The organism is Streptomyces indicus, assembly GCF_900100315.1.
Taxonomy (GTDB): domain Bacteria; phylum Actinomycetota; class Actinomycetes; order Streptomycetales; family Streptomycetaceae; genus Streptomyces; species Streptomyces indicus.
The window spans coordinates 1-21237 of record NZ_FNFF01000005.1 but is presented as its reverse complement, the minus strand read 5'-3'; the positions used below and the strand labels follow the sequence as shown (position 1 = coordinate 21237).

Here is a 21237-nt window from a genome sequence, read left to right as displayed (position 1 = left end):
GTAGCGCGCAAAGCTCCGGACGGGGCGAGCGTCGCCTGACCACTGCCTGCCCTCAACGACCCGACGAGTACGAGGAGTTCAGCGATGAGTCCAACGAGGAGTTCGGTACCGGATCCGGCCGTGTCCGCACCGACGCGCCAGGAGAAGCTCGACGGGGTCATCGTGGCGACGGCCTTGCCGTACGCCGAGGACCGGCGCGCCCCCGCGGGGCTGCGCGTCGACCTCGACCGGTACGCGGAGCACTGCCGGTGGCTCATCGACAACGGCTGCCGCGGCGTGGGCCCCAACGGCTCGCTCGGCGAGTACTCCTCGCTCACCGACGAGGAGCGCAGGGCCGTGGCTCGGACCGCGATCGAGGCCGTCGGCGCGGACGGGGTCGTAGTGGTCGGCGTGCACGGAGTGGGTGCGCACCAGGCCCGCGCCTGGGCCGAACGCGCCGCCGAGGACGGCGCGCACGGGGTGCTGTGTCTGCCGCCGACCCTGTACCGCGCGAACGCCTCCGAGGTCATCCACCACTTCGAGCAGGTGGCGGCCGTCGGCCTGCCGGTGATGGCGTACAACAACCCGCTCGACACCAAGGTCGACCTGACACCGGACCTCGTCGCCGAACTCGCGCAGATCGACAACATCGTGGCGGTCAAGGAGTTCTCCGGGGACATACGCCGCGTCCTGGAGATCCGCGAGAAGGCCCCGGAGCTGACCGTCGTCGCCGGCGCCGACGACCTGGTCCTGGAAGCGCTGCTCATGGGCGCCACCGGCTGGTTCGCGGGCTTCCCCAACGTGTTCCCCGCCGCCTCCGTACGCCTCTACGAACTCGCCCTGGCGGGCAGGGTGCCCGAAGCCCGGGAGCTGTACGAACCGCTCGTCGGCGCCTTCCGCTGGGACTCGCGCACCGAGTTCGTACAGGCCATCAAACACGGCATGGACCTGGTCGGACGGTACGGCGGCCCCTGCCGCCCCCCGCGCGGACCGCTCGCAGGCCACCAACTCGCCGCCCTGGACGCCGACATGAAACGCGCCATCGACCACCTGGCCACTGACCACCTGGCCGCTGACCACCCGACCGCTGACCACCTGGCCGCTGACCACCCGACCGCTGACCAACCGACCGCCCCTCGGCCGACGGAGACCTGACATGCGCGCCTCCCGCCTCTACACCGCCGTCGACTCGCACACCGAGGGCATGCCCACCCGCGTCGTCACCGGCGGCATCGGTGTCATCCCCGGCGCGACCATGGCCGAACGCCGCAGCCACTTCGCCGAACACCTCGACCACATCCGCGAGTTCTTCGTGAACGAGCCGCGCGGGCACGCCGCCATGAGCGGTGCGATCCTGCAGCCGCCCACCAGGCCCGACGCCGACTTCGGGGTCCTGTACATCGAGGTCTCCGGCCTGCTGCCGATGTGCGGGCACGGCACCATCGGGGTGGCGACGGTGCTCGTGGAGACCGGCATGGTCGAGGTCGAGGAGCCGGTCACGAAGGTGCGGCTGGACACCCCGGCCGGCCTCGTGACCGCCGAGGTGCGCGTGGCGGACGGGCGGGCCGCCGCCGTCACGATCCGCAACGTCCCCTCGTTCTCGCTCCAGCTGGACGCCCAGGTCAAGGTCCCGGGCCTGGGCACGGTCACCTACGACATGGCGTACGGCGGGAACTTCTACGCCATCCTGCCGATCGCCGACCTCGGCATCCCCTTCGACCGCAGCGACGCGGACGCCAAGGACCGGATGCTGCGGGCGGGCCTCGCCATCATGGAGGCCGTCAACGAACAGAACCGCCCCGTGCACCCCACCGACCCGGGCATCGCCGGCTGCAAGCACGTCCAGCTCGTCGCACCCGGCCGCGACGGCAGCGACGCACGCCATGCGATGGTCATCCACCCCGGCTGGTTCGACCGCTCGCCCTGCGGCACCGGCACCAGCGCCCGCATGGCCCAGCTGCACGCGCGTGGCCAATTGCCCCTGGACAGGGACTTCGTGAACGAGTCCCTGCTCGGCACCCGCTTCACCGGCCGACTCGTCGAGGAGACCACGGTCGGCCGGCTGCCCGCCCAGATCCCCACGGTGACCGGCTCGGCCTGGATCACCGGGATGGGGCAGTACCTGCTCGACCCTGGCGATCCGTTCCCGCGGGGCTTCACGCTCTGACGGCGGAGCGTGGGTGCGGGAAGACCGCAGCGGCCTTCCCGCACCCACACCCGCACACCGTCCGACGTGCGCCGGCGCCCGCTACATCTTGGGCATCAGGACCGTGTCGACGATGTACACCGTGGCGTTGGCGGTCGGCACGTTGCCGCAGACGACCTTGGAAGAGTCGTTGACGGTGTAGTCCTCACCGGAGCCGGACGTGGTGAGCGTGCTCTTCTCCAGCGTCTCGAAGGTGCCGCTCTCCAGCTGCTGCGGCGTGAGCTTCTGGCCCACGACGTGGTACGTGAGCACCTTGGTGAGCATGTCCTTGTCGGCGAGGACCTTGTCCAGGTCCTCCTTCGGGATCTTCGCGAACGCGTCGTTCGTCGGGGCGAACACCGTGATGTTCTCGGCGTTGTTGAGGGTGTCGACGAGGCCCGCCTTCTTCACCGCGGTGACCAGCGTGGACAGGGCGGGGTTGTTGGACGCGGCCGTGGCGACCGGGTCCTTCGCCATGCCGTCGAAGCTGCCGGCACCGTCCTTCGGCACCGAGGCACAGGCCGGCCCGAACGGTCCGGCCATCGGGTCGGCCGACGGCTTCTCCTCGCTCTTGGTGGCGGCCGGGGTCCTGTCCGCGGCCTGGTCGGTGCTGCCCTTGTCGTCCGAGCAGGCGACCAGGGCGAGCGGCAGGACGAGAGCGGCGGTGGCGGCGACGGTCATACGGCGCAGACGGAGGGTGGTGCTCATGGTGGTTCTCCTTGGGGTGGGCTCGCAGGGCAGCGAGCCGTCAACTGGGGGTGTGCGGGGGCGCGTTGGGGGTCAGGTCACGTTGACCACCACCGAATGCCATCCGGACGCACCGTCCGGGATCGTGCGTGTGCGCTTGGCGGTCTGTAGGGCACCCGTGCCGTCGGTGGCGCGGACCTGGAGGATGTGGGAGCCGGGCGTCGCGGCCCAGTCCCAGCGCCATTGGCGCCAGGTGTCCACGGAGCCCTCGGCCGCCAACTCGGCCTGCTGCCAGGCGCCTTCGTCGACGCGCACCTCGACCCGGTCGATGCCCCGGTGCTGGGCCCAGGCCACACCGGCCACGGTGACCCTGCCCGCGGCCGGACGGGCGAAGGGCTTGGGTGTGTCGATCCGCGACTGGGTCTTGACCGGCGCCTCACGCGCCCAGTCCCGCTTGACCCAGTACGCGTCGTAGTCGTCGAACGTGGTCAGTTCGATGTCCTCGATCCACTTGCAGGCCGAGACGTACCCGTAGAGTCCCGGCACCAGCATCCGGACGGGGAAGCCGTGGTCGAACGGCAGCGGTTCACCGTTCATGCCGACCGCGAGCATCGCGTCGCGGCCGTCCATGACCGTCTCCACGGGGCTGCCGACGGTCATGCCGTCCACGGAGCGGGCCACCAACTGGTCGGCGGGCCCGCCCCGTGACGGCGGCCGTACCCCTGCCTCCTCGAGCAGCGCTCCCAGGGGTACGCCGAGCCAGCGGGCCGTGCCCACATAGGGCCCGCCGACTTCGTTGGAGACGCACGTCAGCGTGATGTCGCGCTCGACGAGCGCACGGCCCAACAGGTCCTGGAACGTCAGGACGCGAGGGTTGCCGACTCCCTTGCCGTGCAACCTCAGACGCCAGGAGCCCGGGTCGATCCGCGGGACGTCGAGCGCGGTGTCGACGCGGTAGAAGTCCCGGTTGGCCGTGCGGAAAGGGGCCACGCCCTCGACCCGCAGGTCCACTCCGCGCGGCAGCGGCGGCGCGGGCGAGGCGGGCGCGGGGAGTTCGACGGTGGCACGGCCCGCCTCGGCCGCTGCGGTCGAGCCCGCCTCCAACGCGCGGGCCGCGGCTCCCACCCCGGTCGCGCCCGCGGCCACGCCCGCCGTCGCCAACACGAACCTTCTACGGGGCAGGTCCCCGGAGTCCGGGCGGGGCAGGTCCCCGGAGGCCGCGGCACCGACTTCCGCGGCCTCCGGGGACGCCAACTGCCCGGCGAGGACGTACAGCACGACCGCCCCGGCGATCCCGCCCGCCAGGGACGGCAGGGCGGCGAGCAGGCCGCCCGCGTCGGGCCGGGAGAGCGCGATACCCGCCCCGAGTACACCGAAGGCGGCCACACACCCGGCCGCGAGCCGCCGCGTACGCAGCGCGAGGATGCCCAGCAGCGCGGCACACAGGACGAGGAACGCGAGGATGCCTGCCTGCAGCACCAGCTTGTCGTCGGTGCCGAAGGTCCGTACGGCCCAGTCCTTCACCCCCGACGGCGTACGGTCGATGACCGCCGCGCCGACCGCCGTGACCGGACCCGTCGAGGGCCGCAGGGCGACGGCGAGGAGTTCGGCGACGGCGAGTGCGGCATAGCCGGCGACGAGGCCGCTGAGTGCGGCTGCCGCCGCTCGCGCCACCGCTGTTGTCCTTGTGCTCACACCCATGATTCGAAGCGGAGGGCGGTCCGGCTTGGTCGTTCACCCGATCGTGTCCGGAGCCCCCGCACATCCCGCCGGTCGCGGGAAGTGCAGGGGCACGACGGCTAGGCGGGAAACGGCATCACACCGAGGGGTTCGGTGGTGGGTTGCGGTGAGCCGCCCGCGGGCTCGACGGTGAGCCCCATCCCGCCCGCCCCGTCGATACGGCCGTCGAGCAGCACCGCCTGCCCGGACCCGGTGCCGCCGAGCAGGCCGGCCGGGCGCATCGCGTCCCCGTCGTCGAACCACAGCTGGTAGACCTTGCCGTCGGGCAGTGCGGGCAGGCCCGAGGCGAGGAAGGCCGCCCGGTCGCGGGCGCGCGAGACGACGACCGTGCCGCGCGCGCCGCCGGTCAGCTCGCCGACGGCCGTCTCGGCGTCCGGCGCGGTCAGCACGGCCGCCAACTCGTCGGCGCTTTCCCGCACTTGGCGCGCCTGTGTGCGGGCGTCCTCGGCCGCCTCGTACTGCCAGAGGGCGATGCCGCCGAATCCGGCCGCCGCGGCCACACATGCGGCCAGCGCGAACCGCGGCAGGCCGCGCGCCCAGGTCTGCAAGCGGCCGCGCACCGCCACCCGTGGCGGTTCTTGGCGCACGGTGCGGATGCGCCGCAGCACCTGCTCCTTCATGAGGGCCGGTGCGGGCGCGGCGACGGCCAGTCCGAGCCGGGCCGCGGTGGCCGCCAGTTCGGCGACCTCCTGGGCGCACGCCTCGCAGGCGGCCAAGTGCCGCTCGAATTCCGCGTGTTCCGCAGGAGCCAGTGCGTGCAGCACGTAGGCGCCCGTGGCCGTGTGGAGGTCCGCGGCGGTCATGCGGTCACCCCCAGGCAGTCCCGCAGCCGGATCAGTCCGTCGCGCAGACGGGTCTTCACCGTGCCGAGGGGCAGCGTGAGGAGCTGGGCCACCTCGCGATAGGTCAGCCCCCGGTAGTAGGCGAGAGTGACGGCCTCCCGCTGCAACGGTGTGAGCGCCCTCAGACAGCGGCGCACCCGCTGCTGCTCCAGCCGGCTCTCCACCTGCTCGGTCACCTGGTCGTAGGCGGGCGTGCGCTCCAGGAGCGCGGCCTTGTGCTCGCGTTCCGTGGTCGCCTGGACCGAGCGGACCCGGTCGACCGCACGCCGGTGCGCCAAGGTCATCACCCACGTCATGGCACTGCCCTTCTCGGGCCGGAACCGCGCGGCGGTACGCCACACCTCGACGAGCACCTCCTGCGCGACCTCCTCCGACTGCGCCGGATCCCGCAGCACACTGCGGACCAGACCGAGCACCGGAGCGCTGACCTGGTCGTAGACCAGGCCGAACTGCTCCTGGTCGCCCCGGGCCACCGCGACGAGCGCGGAGGCGAGGTCCACGCCCGGGGAAGGGCGCGTCCCCGCGTCGCTGCTTTCAGTTGCTCTCACCGGACTCCTCGTTCGCGCATGCTGGTGTCCCGCTCTTCCTGCCGTGGCGTGACGTCATCGCTGTGATTCGAAGCCGCGCCCGGTCGCGGATTGGTCCGTTGCGCGGACGGCCGTGACGTCCCCGCGTGCGCGCGGGCCGGCGAGGTCAGCGCAGGGCGGGTTCGAGACGGTCCCGCAACGCGTGCAGCCCGCGGCGCACATGGCTCTTGACCGTGCCGAGCGGCAGCCCGGTCCGCTCGGCGATCTCCGTCTGCGTGAGGTCCGCGTAGTAGGCGAGGTGCAGCACGTTCCGCTGCACGGCGGACAACCGGTCGAGCTCGCCCCGGATGACGATGCGGTCCACGGCCTGCTGGGCGAGGAGTCCGTCGGCCACGGGAGTCAGGCGCTCGGGTGCGGACCGTGCGGCGGCCGCGGCCAGTTCGGCGGCACGGGCCCGTGCAGCGAGGGCGTCGGCGACCTTGTGCCGGGTGATCCCGAGCAGCCAGGAGCGCGGGTTGCCCCGGCCGGGATGGAAGCTCGCACGCCCGCGCCACGCCGCGACGAAGACCTGCTGCGTCACGTCCTGTGCGTCGAAATCATCACCGAGTGCGCGCCGCGCGAGGGTGTGCACCAGGGCGCCCCACCGCTCGTACAGCAGCCTGAACGCCGCCTCGTCACCGCGCATGAACGAGGCGGCGACCTCGTCCTCCGTAGACGCGTCGCGGTAGGCGGGAGAGCATACGGAGTCCGGACCCGGCAGAGGCGATGTGGTCATCCCCAACTCCCTCGGACACGTGGTGGTGTGGGGCCCGGCGGTGCCGCGCCGGGCGGCCGGATCCCGATGGGGCGAGGTTCGTCGCGGACGGTGGATGCGCACAACATGCGTCGTTCATGCGTCGTTTCCGTCCGTCTGCCGGACCGTCTGCCGGACCGTCTGCCGTCCGGTCTGCCGTCCCGTCTGCCGAGGACTGCATCCGTCCGGCCGTACGACCGGGAATGATGAGGGGACAGAGGACCACGGGAATGACGCCCGGCCGGGCAGGAGGCACCCAGCGCCCGGTGACGCGCCGAGGAGCAGTGGCTGCGATGACGGACGAGGCGGGGGCGCAGGCAGGCGAGCGGCCCGCGCTCACGGACGCCGCCCTGACCACGGGTGCGCTGGCCCGCCGGCTCGGCGTGGCCGCCACCACGCTGCGCACCTGGGAGCGGCGGTACGGGATCGGTCCGCGGGAACGGGAAGCGGGCCGGCACCGGCGGTGGACCCCGGCCGACATCGCCCGAGTCGAGCACATGTGCCGACTGACGGCGCAGGGCGTGGCACCGTCGGAGGCCGCGCGGCTGGCCCTGGCGGTCTCCGCTCAGGCACCGCCGCAGGCCCGCACCCCGCCGGACGACGTGATGGCGCAGGCACGGCGGTCATCACGGCGGCCGGCGGACTCCGGTGACTTCGGAGAGCTGCCGCTCGGCCAGGTGTGGCCCGAGAGCAGGGGCCTGGGGCGCGCGGCGGTCCGGCTGGACGCCGGAGCCGTGCAGGCGCGGTTGCGGGAGGCGATCGACACCTACGGGGTGGTCGTCGCCTGGGAGCAGATCATCGCCCCCACCCTGCACGCCGTCGGCCGCAGGTGGGCGACCGCCGGTGAGTGCTACGTGGACATCGAACACCTTCTGTCCTGGCATGTGTCGACGATCCTGCGGTCCTCCGTACAGCCGCCAGGGAGTGAACCGCTGCTGCCCCCGGTGCTGTTGGCCTGCATGCCGCAGGAACAGCACACCCTGGCGATCGAGGCGCTGTGGGCCGCGCTCACCGAACGGGAGCTTCCCACGCGCATCTTCGGTGCCGCCGTCCCGGCGGAAGCGCTCGAGTCGGCCGTGCGCCGCATCGGTCCGTGTGCCGTGGTCCTGTGGTCGCAGACCCGGGAGACCGCCGACCTCTCCGTGGTCCGCAGCCTGCTGTCCCTGGAATGGGGTGTCCGCGGCGCACGCAGCCACCCTCTGGTCCTGCTGGCCGGCACGGGCTGGAGCAGTACGGCGCAGGAGCCGGGGGCCAGTCGGCTGACGGGGCTGGCCTCCGGCCTCGCCGTTCTCGAATCGCTGTTCCGCGCGGTGACCCAGTCGTCCGCCGCACCGTCGGGACATCTGCCCGCCGACCCGGACTGACCGGCCACTGCGAAGCCGCGTCCACTGACCGGCCACAGCGAAGCCGCGTCTGCATGGAGTCATGAGGCCGTCCTGCGCACGGAGCGATGAGGTCGTCCTGCGCACGAGCCATGAGGCCCCGCGGCCCTCGCCCGTGCGGGTGCATCCGACGCGCGGGCGGAGGGAGAAGTGTTCTGCGTCGGTATCGGCAGCTCTGTCCAGGCCATCCCTCATCCCGTAGCCGACCGGTGGCCACCGTCCCGAAGGAACGCCCCATGACCGTCTCGGTCGTCCTGTTCACCTGCGACCTGCGCCTGCACGACCATCCGCCGCTGCGCGCGGCCCTCGACACCTCCGACGAGGTGGTCCCGCTGTTCGTGCGCGACCGGGCCGTGGACGCGGCGGGGTTCGCCGCACCGAACCGGCTCGCGTTCCTGACGGACTGCCTGGCCGACCTGGACGCGGGGCTGCGGGAGCGCGGCGGCCGGCTGATCCTGCGCTCCGGTGACCTCGCCGAGGAGGTGGCGAAGGTGGTGGCCGAATGCGGTGCGGACACGGTGCACCTGGCGGCCGACCACAGCGCGTACGCCCGCCGCCGCGAGGACCGGCTGGCCTCCGTCCTCGGGCCCTCGGGCTGTGCGGTCCAGGTGTACGACACCGTCTCCACCGTGGTCGCCCCCGGCACGGTGCTGCCCGCCTCCTCGGACCACTTCGCGGTCTTCACCCCGTACCACCGGCACTGGGCGCGGCAGACGATGCGCATTCCGCTCGCCGCGCCGCGCAAGGTGAACGTGCCGGAGGGCATCGGGTCCGAGCCGCTCCCCGCGCGCCGGGACATCACCGGCGTCTCGCCCGGTCTCGCACGCGGCGGCGAGACCCAGGCCCGGGCCCGGCTGACGTCCTGGCTGCGCAGCGGAGCCGACGCGTACGAGGAAGGCCACGACGACCTGGCCGGCGACCGTACGTCGAGGCTCTCGCCGCACCTGCACTTCGGCACCCTGTCCCCGGTCGAATGCGTCCAACGGGCCCTGCGCAAGGGCGGATCCGGCGCCGAGGCCTTCGTACGGCAGCTGGCCTGGCGCGACTTCCACCGCCAGGTCCTCGCCGCCCGGCCGCGCGCCGCACACGAGAACTACCGTTCCCAGCACGACCGTTGGCGCACCGCGGACGCGGCCCGCGAGGACATCGAGGCGTGGCAGGAGGGCCGCACCGGCTATCCGGTCATCGACGCGGCCATGCGCCAGCTGCGCCACGAGGGGTGGATGCACAACCGCGGCCGTCTGCTCACCGCCTGCTTCCTCACCAAGACCCTGTACGTGGACTGGCGCGTCGGAGCCGAGCACTTCCTGTCGCTGCTCGTCGACGGCGACGTGGCGAACAACCAGCTCAACTGGCAGTGGAGCGCGGGGACCGGTACCGACACCCGCCCCAACCGTGTCCTCAACCCGGTCACCCAGGCCAAGCGGTACGACCCGGACGGCACGTACACCTGCCGCTGGGTGCCGGAACTCGCCGGTCTCGAAGCCCCGTACGTCCACGAGCCCTGGAAGCTCCCCGGCCTCGAACGCGCCGCGATCGGCGACTACCCCGACCCGATCGTGGACCTCGCCGACGGCCTGGCCCGCTTCAAGCGGGCGCGCGGCCGGGCGTGACGACCGGGTGCGGTCGCCACGCCCCGCAGGCGGCGGGCGCTAGCGCCGGGCGCCCACCCTCGCCTCGTCCTCGGCGGCGTCTTCCGTACGAGGCCTGCTGAGCACCCCCGGCCACCATGCGCGGGGGCCGATGTCCCGTACCAGTGCGGGCACGAGCAGCGACCGTACGACCAGCGTGTCGAGCAGCACGCCGAACGTGACGATGAACGCGATCTGCACGAGGAAGGACAGCGGGATCACGGCCAGTGCGGCGAACGTGGCGGCGAGCACCACCCCGGCCGAGGAGATCACCCCGCCGGTCGCCGTCAGCCCGCGCAGCACGCCTTCGCGGGTGCCGTGGCGCAGCGATTCCTCGCGGACCCGGGACATCAGGAAGATGTTGTAGTCCACGCCGAGCGCCACCAGGAACACGAACCCGTACAGCGGGACCGACGGATCCGTGCCGCCGAAGCCGAGCACGTGCTCGAAGACCAGTGCGGAAACGCCCAGTGTGGCAAGGAAGTTGAGGGCCACGGTCGCGACCAGGAGCACCGGCATGGCCAGCGACCTGAGCAGCCCGACGAGGATGACGAGGATGATCCCCAGCACCACCGGCACGATGATTGTGCGGTCCGCTTCCGCGGTCCGCTGGGTGTCGTACTGCTGGGCGGTGTAGCCGCCGACCAGCGCGTCCGCCCCGGACACCGCGTGCACCGCGGTGCGCAGCCGTGCCACCGTGTCCTTCGCCGCGTCGCTGTCGGCGGCGTCGCGCAGCGTCGCGTCGATCCGCACCCGGCCGTCCACGACGAGCGGTTCGCCGCCGCCGGGACGGCCCGAGGCGCTCGCCGGGGCGGCCGACGCGACCCCCTCGGTGTCCTCGACCGCCGCGAGCACCGGGTCGAGCCGGCCGGCGTCCGCGATCACCACGGCCGGGTTGCCCGAGCCACCGGGGAAGTGCTTCCCGAGCGTCTCCTGGGCCGCCACGGACCGCGTCTCGTTGACGAACACCTCGTCCAGGGGCACCCCCTTCGACGAGAGCATCGGAGCGAACCCGGCACACACCACCAGTGCGGCGAGCGTGCCGGCCCACACCTTGCGCGGCGCCCGGTCCACGAGTGCGGCGACCCGCCTCCACACCCCGTGACCGGCCGACTCCTCGGCGGACTTGGGCTTCGCCGGCCAGTACGCGGCACGCCCCAGGAGCACGAGCACGGCGGGCAGGAACGTGAGGGTGCTGAGCACGGCGCACACGATGCCGATGGCCCCGACCGGGCCCAGCGCCCGGTTGTTGGTCAGATCGCTCAGGAGCAGCGCGAGCAGCCCGAGCCCCACGGTCGCCCCGCTCGCCACGATCGGCCCGAACGACCGCCGCAGCGCCGCGCGCATGGCCTGCATCCGGTCCCCGGCGGCGGGCAGTTCCTCGCGGAAGCGGGCCGTCAGGAGCAGCGCGTAGTCGGTCGCGGCCCCGATCACGAGGATCGACAGGATGCCCTGCACCTGGCCGTCCACGCGTACGACGTCGTGGTCGGCGAGCACATAGACGATGGCGCACGCGAGTCCCAGCGCGAACACCGCGCCGAGGATGATCACGAGCGGCAGCAGCAGACTGCGGTAGACGAGCAGCAGGATGAGGAGCACCGTGACGAGCGCGGCCGCGAGCAGCAGCCCGTCGATCCCGGCGAACGCGTCGGACAGGTCGGCCTGGCTGGCCGCGGGGCCCGCGAGCTGCGCCTTCGTCCCCGGCACCTTCCCGGCGGCGGCCTCCACCTCGGCCAGCACCTTCGGCAACTCCTCGCCGAGATCCGGCCGCAGCTGTACGACGCCTTGCAGCGCCTGACCGTCCTTGGAGGCCAGGGCGGGGGAGGGACTGCCGACGACACCGCTCGCACCGTCGATCGACGCGAGCGCCTCGGTGGCCCGAGCGCGCTGGTCCTCCCCGAGCTTCTGACCCTCCTCCTCACCGGTCCACACGACGATCGCCGGCAGCGTCTCCTCCTGCCGGAACTGGCGCTGGGCGTCGAGGACTCGGGTCGACTCGGCGTTCTGCGGCAGGAAGGCGGCCTGGTCGTTGGTGGCGACATCGCCCAGCTTCCCCGCGTAGGGCCCGAGCGTGCCGCCGATGCCCAGCCAGGCGATCAGCAGGACGACAGGGACCAGCCAGCGCGCGAGCCGTGCTCGGCTGAACATGTGGATCCTCTCGGAAGGAAAGTAGCTCGATCACAAACAATCTCAATGATTGAAACATCCTCGGATCGGGGCCGGCCGAGGGGGTCGTTGCGGGCGGGGCGGTCGTCGCCTCACCCATGACTACGGATCGACGGCGCCCATCGGATGCGGCGTACTCGACTCGCGTTCCCCTCCCGCATCCAGGAACGTCGTGACCACCGAATGCACTGAAGGACCGCAACGAAACCTGTGCGGCACAACGAACACCGGGAGGCGGGAGTGAGCACCGAGAACACCGGCGCGGGCCCGTCGCCGCGCGCGACCACGTCCCGCCGGTCCTGCCTCGTCACCGGGGCCACGGGATACATCGGCGGCCGCCTCGTGCCCGAACTGCTCGACGCCGGCCATCGGGTGCGCTGCCTGGCCCGTACGCCCGGCAAACTGCGTGACCACCCGTGGGCGGGGCGGGTGGAGGTGGTCCGCGGCGATGTCACGGACGCGTCCTCGGTGGCCGAGGCGATGCGCGGCATCGACACCGCCTACTACCTGGTGCACGCGCTCGGCACCGGCCGGGACTTCGAGGAGACCGACCGCAGGGCCGCCCGCATCTTCGGTGAGCAGGCGCGGGCCGCCGGGGTGCGCCGCATCGTCTACCTCGGCGGCCTCACCCCGCCCGGCGTCCCGGAGCACGAGCTCTCGCCCCACCTGCGTTCGCGCGCCGAGGTCGGCAGGATCCTCCTCGACTCCGGTGTGCCCACCGCCGTCCTGCGCGCGGCGGTCATCGTCGGCTCGGGTTCCGCCTCCTTCGAGATGCTGCGCTACCTGACCGAGCGCCTGCCCGCCATGGTCACCCCGAGCTGGGTGCGCACCCGGATCCAGCCCATCGCCGTCCGCGACGTCCTGCGCTACCTCGTCGGCTGCGCCGACCTGCCCGAAGAGGTGCACCGCAGCTTCGACATCGGCGGACCCGACGTCCTCACCTACCTCGACATGATGCGGAGCTACGCCGAGATCGCCGGCCTGCCGCCGCGCCTGATCGTCCCGGTGCCCGTGCTCACACCGGGTCTGTCGAGCCACTGGGTCGGACTCGTCACCCCGGTGCCGCGCTCCATCGCCAGGCCGCTCACCGAGTCGCTGCGGCACGAAGTCGTCTGCCACGAACACGACATCGCCACGTACGTACCCGACCCGCCCGGCCACCCGCTGCCCTTCGCCACCGCGGTCGGCCTTGCCCTGCAGAAGATCCGCGACGCCCAGGTCGCCACCCGCTGGTCCTCCGCGTCGGTGCCGGGCGCCCCGAGCGACCCGCTGCCCACCGACCCCGACTGGGCGGGCGGCAGCCTCTACACCGACTGCCGCGAACGCACGGTGGAGGTCACGCCGCAGGCCCTCTGGCGCGTGATCGAAGGAGTGGGCGGCGACAACGGCTGGTACTCGTTCCCGCTCGCCTGGGCCGTCCGCGGCTGGCTCGACCGGCTCGTCGGCGGCGTGGGCCTGCGCCGCGGCCGGCGTGACGCGCACCACTTGCGGGTCGGCGACTCCCTCGACTTCTGGCGCGTGGAGGAGATCGAGCCGGGCCGGCTGCTGCGGCTGCGCGCCGAGATGCGGCTGCCGGGCCTCGCCTGGCTGGAGATGTACGCGGACCAGGACGAGCAGGGCCGTACCCGCTACCGGCAGCGGGCCCTGTTCCACCCCCGCGGCCTGCTCGGCCACGCGTACTGGTGGAGTGTCGTCCCGTTCCACGCCGTGGTGTTCGGCGGCATGGCCCGCAACATCGCCCGGGCCGCGGCCAAGGAGCCGGCCGAGTCCGACTCCCGCGGGGTCACGACTCCTTGAGCCGCGTGCGGTCCGCGGTCTCGGGGGCGTGATCGCGTACCACGGCCAACTCGTCGTTGAGCGCGGCCAGGAAGCGCACGACGACGGCCGTCTCCTCCGGCGAGAAGCGGTCGCGGGCCGCGGAGGCCGCGGTGGCGAGCGGCCGGAAGAACGCACGCGCCGTGCGCTGCGCATCGCTGACGTAGTGCAGATGCACGACCCGCCGGTCGACGCTGTCCCGGGAACGGCGGATGTGACCGGCCCGCTCCAGGCGGTCGAGACAGGCGGTGACCGCGCCCGAGGTCAGCCCGAGATGCGCGCGCAGCCGCCCCGGGGTCAGCGGGGTCTCGGCGTCGAGGATCGCGGCGAGCGCCTGCACGTCGGTGGAGTGCAGTCCCTGCTCCGCGGCGAAGCCGTGCACCACACGGTTGATCTCGCCGTTCATCCGGCGCAGCTGTACCGCCAGCGCCTGAAGCCCGCCCGCATCCGCCGCCGTCCCGCCGCCGGCCGCCGCATCACCCGCACTCTCCACGTGGGCCACCTTATCCAGCCGTGCCCACGTCAGCCCGCGCTCCCCGGGGCCTCGCCGTCCACCACCGCACGCAACCCGTGCAGGCGCAGCGCCACCTGGAGGCGCAGCGCCGACTCCGGCTCCCGCCAGTCCTCGCCGAGCAGTGTTCCGATCCGGTCCAGGCGCTTGAGCAAGGTGTTGAGGTGGACGTGCAGGGCGCGCGCCGTCCGGCTCAGATTCCCCGCCTGCGCGAAGTACGCGGCGGCGGTGGCCACGAGGTCGGTGGACCGGCGGCGGTCGTACGCGAGCAGCGTGCCGAGCTCGTCGTCCAGAAAGCGGTCCAGGTCGTCGGCGCGGTCCGGATCGAAGACGAGGGCGTACATGCTGTAGCGCCGGGTGCCGGCGCCGCGGTCCTCGTCGCCGAGGGCCCGCATGACCTTGAGGCAGCGCTGCGCGAGCGTGAAGGAACGGGCGCGTTCGGCAGCGGTGATCCGGTCGGCGGCCACGAGGCTTGGCGCGCCCAGGGCGCGGCGCAGCTCCTGGTGGAGTGCGCGGGCGGCGGCGTCCGGGTCCTCGGCGCGCAACAGCATGGTCGCCCGCCCGAGATACTCGCCCGCCAGACCCGACCAGCGGGCCGACAGCGGCTTGAGCTGCCGTACGACATCACTCGCCGTACGGCCCGGGCACTCGGCGACGACGAGCGTGTCCAGGTGGTCGACGTCGACCCCGCGGGCGAGCGCCCGGTCGCGCTGGGCGGGGTGCAGGGGCGCGGGCGACATCAGCTCCATGAGGAGTTCGCCCCTGACCCGCTCCTCGGCCTCGACCCGGGCGTCGCGCATGAGGACCAGGAGCCCCAGGATCTGCGCGGAGCGCTCCAGCATCCGTACGTCCGCGGGGTCGGGGGCGTGCCCGCGGGCCAGGGCGAGAAAACCGAAGTGGCCGCCCCCGGCCCCGACGGCGACCACGCTCACGTGCGCACCGTCCGCGCGCCGGGCCGTGGCGCACCGACCGGTGGTGCGGGCCTCCTCGCGCAGAGCCGGGTCGAGCGCGGCGCCGGCGTACGCGCCCGGCGCGCCGGGGGAGCGGGCGGCGATGATCCGGTCGTCGCGGTCCAGGACGGTGACCGTGCCCTCCAGATGCTCGACGAGGAGCTGGGCGATGTCGCCGGGTCCGCCGCCGGTGAGCACCACGTGGGTGAGGGACTCGTGCACGGCCGCGGCCCGTTCCATCGTGGCGACCTGGTCCTCGATGGTGCGGTACGCGTCCTTCAGCCGCTCCAGCGAGCTGCGGGTCTGTTCGTAGAGCCGGGCATTGTTGAGGGCGACGGCGGCATGGCCGGCGAACGCGCTGAACAGGGCCACCTCGTCCTTCTCGAAGGGGCGCTCGGTGCGGTCGGCGGCGAACAGCGCGCCGATCGCCTCGTCCCCCACCAGGAGCGGCACACCGAGCAGGGCCATCAACCCCTCGCGCGGGACCAGGAGATCGAAGGCTGAGTCGTGGGGCAGCGCCTCGGCCGCCCGGTAGTTGCTCACCCAGTACGGCGCCCGGGACTCGATCACGCGCCCGCCCAGACCGAGGCCCGGCGGCAGCCGCGCGGAGGAGAACTCCGGGGAGATCGTCCCCGCGGAGGCCCGGACGATCAGGTGCCCCTCCTCGTCGAGCAGCGACAGATAGGCGAAGTCGCAGCCGATCAGCTCATGGGCGTGCCGCACGATCGACCGCAGCACCTCGTCCACCTCGCCCAGCGCGGTCAGTGAACGGGCCGTCGTGTACAGGCTGTTGAGCTCGCGCTCGCGTCGCAGCCGGTAAGCCGAGAGCTCCGCCTCCGGTGCGGAACCAGGTGATGCCATCGATGCCCCCGCCGGGATCCAGGTGGTTGATTCATCCACTGCGCTGCCGTCATCAGTGGGCGGACTTTCCATCTCCGGGCGAGAGCGTACGGCCCTAACCTCGCCCCACGACACACGGCCCGATCCCCTGGGAGTGACCAGCATGCCGATTCCTGCCGACGGCGGCCCGTACGCCGTCGCGACGCGCAAGGCGATGCTGCGGCTGCTGCCGCTGCTGTGCCTCGCCTACTTCATGTCGTACGTGGACCGCACCAACATCGCGCTGGCCAAGACCCACTTGCAGGCGGACGTGGGCATCAGCGTGGCCGCCTTCGGCCTCGGCGCGGGCCTGTTCTTCCTGACCTACGCGCTCTTCGAGGTGCCGAGCAACCTGATCATGTACCGGGTCGGCCCGCGGCGCTGGATCGCCCGTATCGCGCTCAGCTGGGGTGCGGTCACGGCCCTGATGATGTTCATCTCCAACGACATCACCTTCTATATAGGGCGGATGGCGCTCGGCGCGGCCGAGGCCGGCCTCTACCCGGCGATGATGTTCATGATGACGCAGTGGTTCGCGCAGAAGGACCGGGCCACCGCCGTCGGGTTCATCTACCTCGCGCCCACGCTCGGCCTGCTGCTCGGCGGCCCGCTCGGCGGAGCGCTGATGGAACTGGACAGCCTGGGCGGATTCCACGGCTGGCAGTGGATGTTCCTGATCGAAGGACTGATCACGATGGCCATCGGACTCGTCGTCCTCGCCTTCCTGCCCGAGGTCCCCGCCGACGCGCGCTGGCTGAGCGCGCAGGAAGCGGCGGCGCTGAGCGAACAGGCGAACGAGGGGGCCGCCGAGGCACACCGCGGGCACAGCCTGAAGGGCAACATGGGGCAGGCCTTCGGCCGCCCGTTCATCCTGCTCATCGGGGTCATCTACTTCCTCAACCAGGTCACGATGAACGGCGTGACGTTCAACGTGCCGTCGATCATCGAGTCGCTGGACGTGAGCGGCTCGTTCCTCGTCGGACTGCTCAGCGGCGTCACGGGCATCGGCGGCACGGTCGGCGTCCTGGTGATGCCGGCCCTCTTCCGCCGGGTCCCGCGCGAGTCCCTGACCATCGGCGTACTGGCGGCAGTTCCCGCCGCGATCGCCGCCGTCTTCCTCGCGGTGCCCTCGCCCGCCGTCCGCATCGTGCTGATCGGCCTCATGTCCGCGATCATCTTCGGCACCCTGCCGATCTTCTGGTCCGTCGCCATGGCCCGTATGTCCGGGATCGTGGCGGCGGCCGGTCTCGCCTTCATCAACACCGTGGGCCTGACCGGCGGGTTCGTGGGGCCTTACCTGTTCGGCCTGGCCGAGTCCGACTCCGGCGACCCGAGTTCGGGCTTCTTCATCGTGATCATCGCTTCCCTGCTCGGCGGCGCCCTCGCGGTGCCCCTGCACCGCGCCCTGCGGCATGCGGACCGCAGCACCGCGGCCGACGCCCCGCCCCGCATCCTCGAGCGCGACCCGGAGGTACAGCCGTGACATTCCTGCCCGAGGACGGATTCCCGCTGGCCGAGATCCCCGGCGCGTACGCCGCCGAGCGCGGGGACACCGTGGCGGTACGCGCCGGTACCGGCACCCTGACCTGGACGCAGTTGCACCGCGCGAGCAACCGGATCGCCCACGGCCTGCTCGGCGAGGCACAGGTGGCGGGCCGCATCGTGACCTTGCTGCTGCCCAACTCGACCGACCTGATCACCGCGGTGTTCGCCTGCTACAAAGCGGGCGCCACGCCTCAGATCCTGTCGCCGCGGATGAAGCCTGCGGAGCTCGCCGCGATCCTCGAACTCGCCGCGCCCGCCGCCGTGTTGACGGAGACGGGGAAGTCGCGGATCGACCATCCGCGCGTCCTGACCGTCGCCGAACTCGCCGCCGGACAGCCCGGCCACGACCCCGACGCGCCCCTCGCACCCTCCTGGAAGGCGCCGACCTCCGGTGGCTCCACGGGCCGCCCGAAGATCATTCTCTCCGGCCGGCCCGCGGTGACCTCCGGATTCGATACGGGGATGTGGGGGATCGAGCCCGGACAGCAGGCCCTCGTCACCGCACCCCTGCACCACAACGCCCCGTTCGTGACCGCCCTTTCGACGCTCTTCCTCGGCGGCACGGTGACCCTGCTGACGAGGTTCGACGCCGAGCGCACCCTGTCCGCGATCGACGAGCACGAGGTGAGCTGGGCGTATCTGGTGCCCACGATGATGCGGCGCATCACGGCACTGCCGGCGGAGGTGCGCGCGAAGTACGCGCTCACCTCGCTGCGTTCGCTGTGGCACTGCGCCGAACCCTGCCCTGTCTGGCTGAAGCGGCAGTGGATCGACTGGCTCGGCCCGGAACGCGTCTGGGAGTTGTACGGCGGCACGGAGGCCGAGGCCGGGTGCACCCTGCGCGGGGACGAATGGCTCGACCACGTCGGCTCGGTGGGCCGGGTGACCTGGGGCGAGATGAAACTGCTCGACGCCCACGGAGCCGAGATCACCGCCCCGGACGTACCGGGCGAGATCTACATGCGGGTGACACCGGGCAGCGACCCCACGTACCGCTACATCGGCGCCGAACCCACGACGCGCGAAGGCTGGTCCTCCCTCGGGGACATGGGGCGCTTCGACGCCGACGGCTACCTCTATCTGCTCGACCGGCGCTCGGACATGATCACCGTCGGGGGCGTCAACGTCTATCCGGCCGAGGTCGAGGCCGCCCTCGTCGAGCACGAACAGGTCCTGACCGCCGTGGTGATCGGCCTCCCCGACAGCGACACCGGCAACCGGCTGCACGCGATCGTCCACACCCCCGAGAGCGCCGGTGTCACGACGGACACGATCCACACCTTCCTCGACGGCCGTCTCTCGCGCCACAAGCTGCCGAAGTCGATCGAACTGGTCCATGACTCCCTGCGCGACGCGGCGGGCAAGGTCCGCCGTTCGGAACTGCGCGCCCAGCGCCTGCACCGCCCGGCCCGATGACGAAGCGAGGACCCCGACTGTGAGCAGAAGGAACACCGAGCGCGGCCCGGGCCTGCGTACCGGCCTCGTGGCCGTCGCCGCCACGGCACTCCTCGGCGCGTCCGCGAACCTCCAACCCGCCGCTGCCGCCACCCCGTTCACCGCACCGCGCTGCACGGCGCTGGACGGTGCGGCCGTACCCGCCTCCGTCTTCTCCCTGCCCACCGGGGGAGGCCGGGTGACGTCCACGTCCATGGTCACGGAGACGGTCGGCGGCACGACCGTCACGTACTGCCGTATCGACGCGGCGCTTCTCCCCGTCGACCCGGCCGCACCCGCCATCGGCATGCGGATCGCCCTGCCGACGGCGTGGAACGGCAGGTCCATGATGTTCGGCGGCGGCGGCTTCAACGGCACCCTTCCCGACCTGCGCGCCGACGTCCCCTTCGGGCCGGGGGACCGGCCCACCCCGCTGGCGCGCGGCTACGCGACGTACGGCAGCGACTCCGGGCACCGGGCCGACCCGGCCAAGCACCCCGTCGCCTCGCTCGACGGCTCCTTCGCCGTCCATGACGAGGCGCTGCGCAACTTCGCCGCCGGAGACGCCCTCAAGAAGACCCATGACGCGGCACAGTTCCTGATCCGGCGGGCCTACGGAACCCGGCCCGCGCACGCATACTTCGCGGGCGGTTCGACCGGCGGGCGCGAAGCGCTGGCGGTGGCCCAGCGCTGGCCGGCCGCCTTCGACGGCGTCATCTCCGCCTATCCCGCGTGGAACAACCTCGCGGAAGCGCTCTATCTCGGCCATGCCACACGGCAGTTGGCGCGGCCCGGCGCCTTCCCGGGCCCCGAGAAGCAGGCGCTCCTGTACACGCGCGTGATCCAGGCCTGCGACGGTCTGGACGGGCTGACGGACAAGGTCGTTTCGAACCCGGAGAGCTGCCGCTTCGATCCCGCGGAACTGCGCTGCCCGGACGGCACGGACACCGGTCCGGCCTGCCTCTCCGACCTCCAGATCGCCTCGGTCAGGACGATCTCCTCGCCGTGGACCTGGCCGTACGAGGTCGTGAGCGGCGAGCGCGGCTACCCCGGCTTCCCCTTCCTCTCCGGCGCCGACATGCGCACACCCCTGCTGGGCCTCGGCACCACCGCACCGTCCACGCCGATGCCGCTGACCAGCGGGTACGGCATGCAGTACTGGGACCAGTGGGTGCGCTACTTCCTCACCCGGAACCCCGCGCAGGACTCCCTCGCGGTCGACCCCGCGCGGCCGGGCGCATGGCAGGGGCGGATCAGCGAGCTGTCCGCGCTCCAGGACGTCAACGACGCCGATCTGCGGCCGTTCGCGCGCGCCGGCGGGAAACTCCTGCTCCTGCACGGGGCCGCGGACGGACTGGTCTCGCACCGCTCCACGAACGACTACTTCGAGCGCGTCACCGACATCATGGGGGAGCGCGGGACCGATGACTTCCTGCGCTACTACCTCGTACCGGGCGCCAACCACGCGAACTTCGGCAACCCGGCGTTCGCGGCCGGCTGGGACTCGCTCACCGCGCTCGAGCGCTGGTCCGAACAGGACCGCAGGCCCACCGACCCGGTGGTGCGGGACGTCCGCGACGGCAGGGAACGGCCGTTGTGCACCTACCCCTTGTGGCCGAAGTACCGCGGCGGCGATCCGGACAGCGCGGACAGCTTCACGTGCTCGCGCTGACCCGGTGGCGCCGGGCCAGGTGGGGACTCCCGACAGGCCCCCTCAGTAGCGCTGGGCCTTGGCGACCTTCGCGGTCAGGGCGGGCTCGGCCGGCTTGCGGCTGATCGCGAGGGGCTGGGCCCGCTCGCCGGGCTTCAGGTCCTCGGCCCCGACGACACGGGTCTCGACCACCTTGCCGTCGGCATCGCTGAAGTCGACCTGCACCGCGTACGAGGCCGTCTCGTCCGTGCTGTTGCGGATGTTGACGATCAGCGCCCGTACGCCGTTCGTCTGCGAGAGCGGCTTGCCGACGAGCGAGACGTCCTTCATCGCGTTGCCCTGGCCGTCGGCCTTGTCCAACTGCTCCTGGAACTCCTGCCGTTTGCGCTCGGTCTCCGCCGAGACGGACGCCTCGAACGCCGAGGCCTTGGCCGAGGCGGAGGCTTCGGCGGCGGAGGCCGAGGCCTTCACCTCCGCCTTCACCGACTCCGCCAGGGAGGCCATGGGGGAGGGCGGCTCC

17 protein-coding genes are annotated in these 21237 nt (G+C 72.4%); 8 read left to right on the top strand and 9 right to left on the bottom strand.

What is annotated here, in order from left to right; genetic code table 11:
* Positions 1 to 120 precede the first annotated feature (120 nt).
* Both BLT97_RS14580 and BLT97_RS14575 read left to right on the top strand, forming a co-directional pair.
* Positions 121 to 1134, top strand: a complete 1014-nt coding sequence (locus tag BLT97_RS14580) for a dihydrodipicolinate synthase family protein (protein ID WP_245769335.1) — start codon at positions 121 to 123, stop codon at positions 1132 to 1134.
* Position 1135: 1 nt separating this feature from the next.
* A complete protein-coding gene (locus BLT97_RS14575; RefSeq protein ID WP_093610058.1) occupies positions 1136 to 2146 on the top strand; it encodes a proline racemase family protein in 1011 nt (336 codons plus the stop codon).
* Between the two features lie 81 nt (positions 2147 to 2227).
* Here BLT97_RS14575 and BLT97_RS14570 read toward each other — a convergent pair whose 3' ends face one another.
* The 5 genes from BLT97_RS14570 to BLT97_RS14550 form a co-directional block, all read right to left on the bottom strand.
* Entirely contained in the window at positions 2228 to 2872 is a 645-nt protein-coding gene (locus BLT97_RS14570; RefSeq protein ID WP_093610056.1) for a fasciclin domain-containing protein, read from the bottom strand.
* Between the two features lie 72 nt (positions 2873 to 2944).
* Positions 2945 to 4552, bottom strand: coding sequence for a molybdopterin-dependent oxidoreductase (locus BLT97_RS14565; RefSeq protein WP_093610054.1), 1608 nt, complete (start codon positions 4550 to 4552; stop codon positions 2945 to 2947).
* A 98-nt stretch (positions 4553 to 4650) separates the two neighbouring features.
* Complete coding sequence (locus tag BLT97_RS14560) at positions 4651 to 5394, bottom strand: anti-sigma factor (protein WP_093610052.1); 744 nt, start codon at positions 5392 to 5394, stop codon at positions 4651 to 4653.
* On the bottom strand, positions 5391 to 5981 hold the full coding sequence (locus BLT97_RS14555) for a sigma-70 family RNA polymerase sigma factor (RefSeq protein ID WP_093610050.1): 591 nt from the start codon (positions 5979 to 5981) through the stop codon (positions 5391 to 5393). Before BLT97_RS14555 ends, BLT97_RS14560 begins: the two co-directional genes overlap by 4 nt.
* A gap of 145 nt (positions 5982 to 6126) precedes the next feature.
* Positions 6127 to 6735 carry an RNA polymerase sigma factor gene (locus tag BLT97_RS14550; protein ID WP_093610048.1) on the bottom strand — a complete coding sequence of 203 codons (609 nt, stop codon included), beginning with the start codon at positions 6733 to 6735 and terminating at the stop codon, positions 6127 to 6129.
* A 311-nt stretch (positions 6736 to 7046) separates the two neighbouring features.
* Between BLT97_RS14550 and BLT97_RS14545 the strand changes: the two genes are divergently transcribed.
* On the top strand, positions 7047 to 8117 hold the full coding sequence (locus BLT97_RS14545; protein WP_093610046.1) for a MerR family transcriptional regulator: 1071 nt from the start codon (positions 7047 to 7049) through the stop codon (positions 8115 to 8117).
* 254 nt (positions 8118 to 8371) lie between these two features.
* Complete coding sequence (locus tag BLT97_RS14540; RefSeq protein ID WP_093610044.1) at positions 8372 to 9748, top strand: cryptochrome/photolyase family protein; 1377 nt, start codon at positions 8372 to 8374, stop codon at positions 9746 to 9748.
* 39 nt (positions 9749 to 9787) lie between these two features.
* Here the strand turns inward: BLT97_RS14540 and BLT97_RS14535 are convergent, their stop codons facing one another.
* Positions 9788 to 11914 (bottom strand): MMPL family transporter, encoded by a 2127-nt coding sequence (locus BLT97_RS14535; protein WP_093610042.1) that lies wholly within the window; start codon positions 11912 to 11914, stop codon positions 9788 to 9790.
* A gap of 258 nt (positions 11915 to 12172) precedes the next feature.
* Between BLT97_RS14535 and BLT97_RS14530 the strand changes: the two genes are divergently transcribed.
* On the top strand, positions 12173 to 13729 hold the full coding sequence (locus BLT97_RS14530; protein WP_093610870.1) for an SDR family oxidoreductase: 1557 nt from the start codon (positions 12173 to 12175) through the stop codon (positions 13727 to 13729).
* Here the strand turns inward: BLT97_RS14530 and BLT97_RS14525 are convergent.
* Both BLT97_RS14525 and BLT97_RS14520 read right to left on the bottom strand, forming a co-directional pair.
* Positions 13716 to 14240, bottom strand: coding sequence for a MarR family winged helix-turn-helix transcriptional regulator (locus BLT97_RS14525; protein ID WP_245769333.1), 525 nt, complete (start codon positions 14238 to 14240; stop codon positions 13716 to 13718). The genes BLT97_RS14530 and BLT97_RS14525 overlap by 14 nt on opposite strands.
* 29 nt (positions 14241 to 14269) lie before the next feature.
* Positions 14270 to 16069, bottom strand: a complete 1800-nt coding sequence (locus tag BLT97_RS14520) for a helix-turn-helix domain-containing protein (protein ID WP_093610040.1) — start codon at positions 16067 to 16069, stop codon at positions 14270 to 14272.
* Positions 16070 to 16211: 142 nt separating this feature from the next.
* On the opposite strand from BLT97_RS14520, the gene BLT97_RS14515 reads away from it, so the two are divergent.
* Genes BLT97_RS14515 through BLT97_RS14505 form a run of 3 tightly spaced genes read left to right on the top strand, consistent with a single transcriptional unit; the run spans position 16212 to position 20738 of the window.
* The gene (locus BLT97_RS14515; RefSeq protein ID WP_245769332.1) at positions 16212 to 17570 is read left to right on the top strand and encodes an MFS transporter; all 1359 of its coding nucleotides are present in this window, start codon (positions 16212 to 16214) and stop codon (positions 17568 to 17570) included.
* Positions 17567 to 19048, top strand: a complete 1482-nt coding sequence (locus BLT97_RS14510) for an AMP-binding protein (RefSeq protein WP_093610038.1) — start codon at positions 17567 to 17569, stop codon at positions 19046 to 19048. Before BLT97_RS14515 ends, BLT97_RS14510 begins: the two co-directional genes overlap by 4 nt.
* 19 nt (positions 19049 to 19067) lie before the next feature.
* Positions 19068 to 20738, top strand: coding sequence for a tannase/feruloyl esterase family alpha/beta hydrolase (locus BLT97_RS14505; protein WP_245769331.1), 1671 nt, complete (start codon positions 19068 to 19070; stop codon positions 20736 to 20738).
* Between the two features lie 42 nt (positions 20739 to 20780).
* Here the strand turns inward: BLT97_RS14505 and BLT97_RS14500 are convergent.
* Positions 20781 to 21237, bottom strand: a 457-nt coding sequence (locus BLT97_RS14500) for an FxLYD domain-containing protein (RefSeq protein ID WP_093610864.1), incomplete at its 5' end; no start/stop codon positions are given.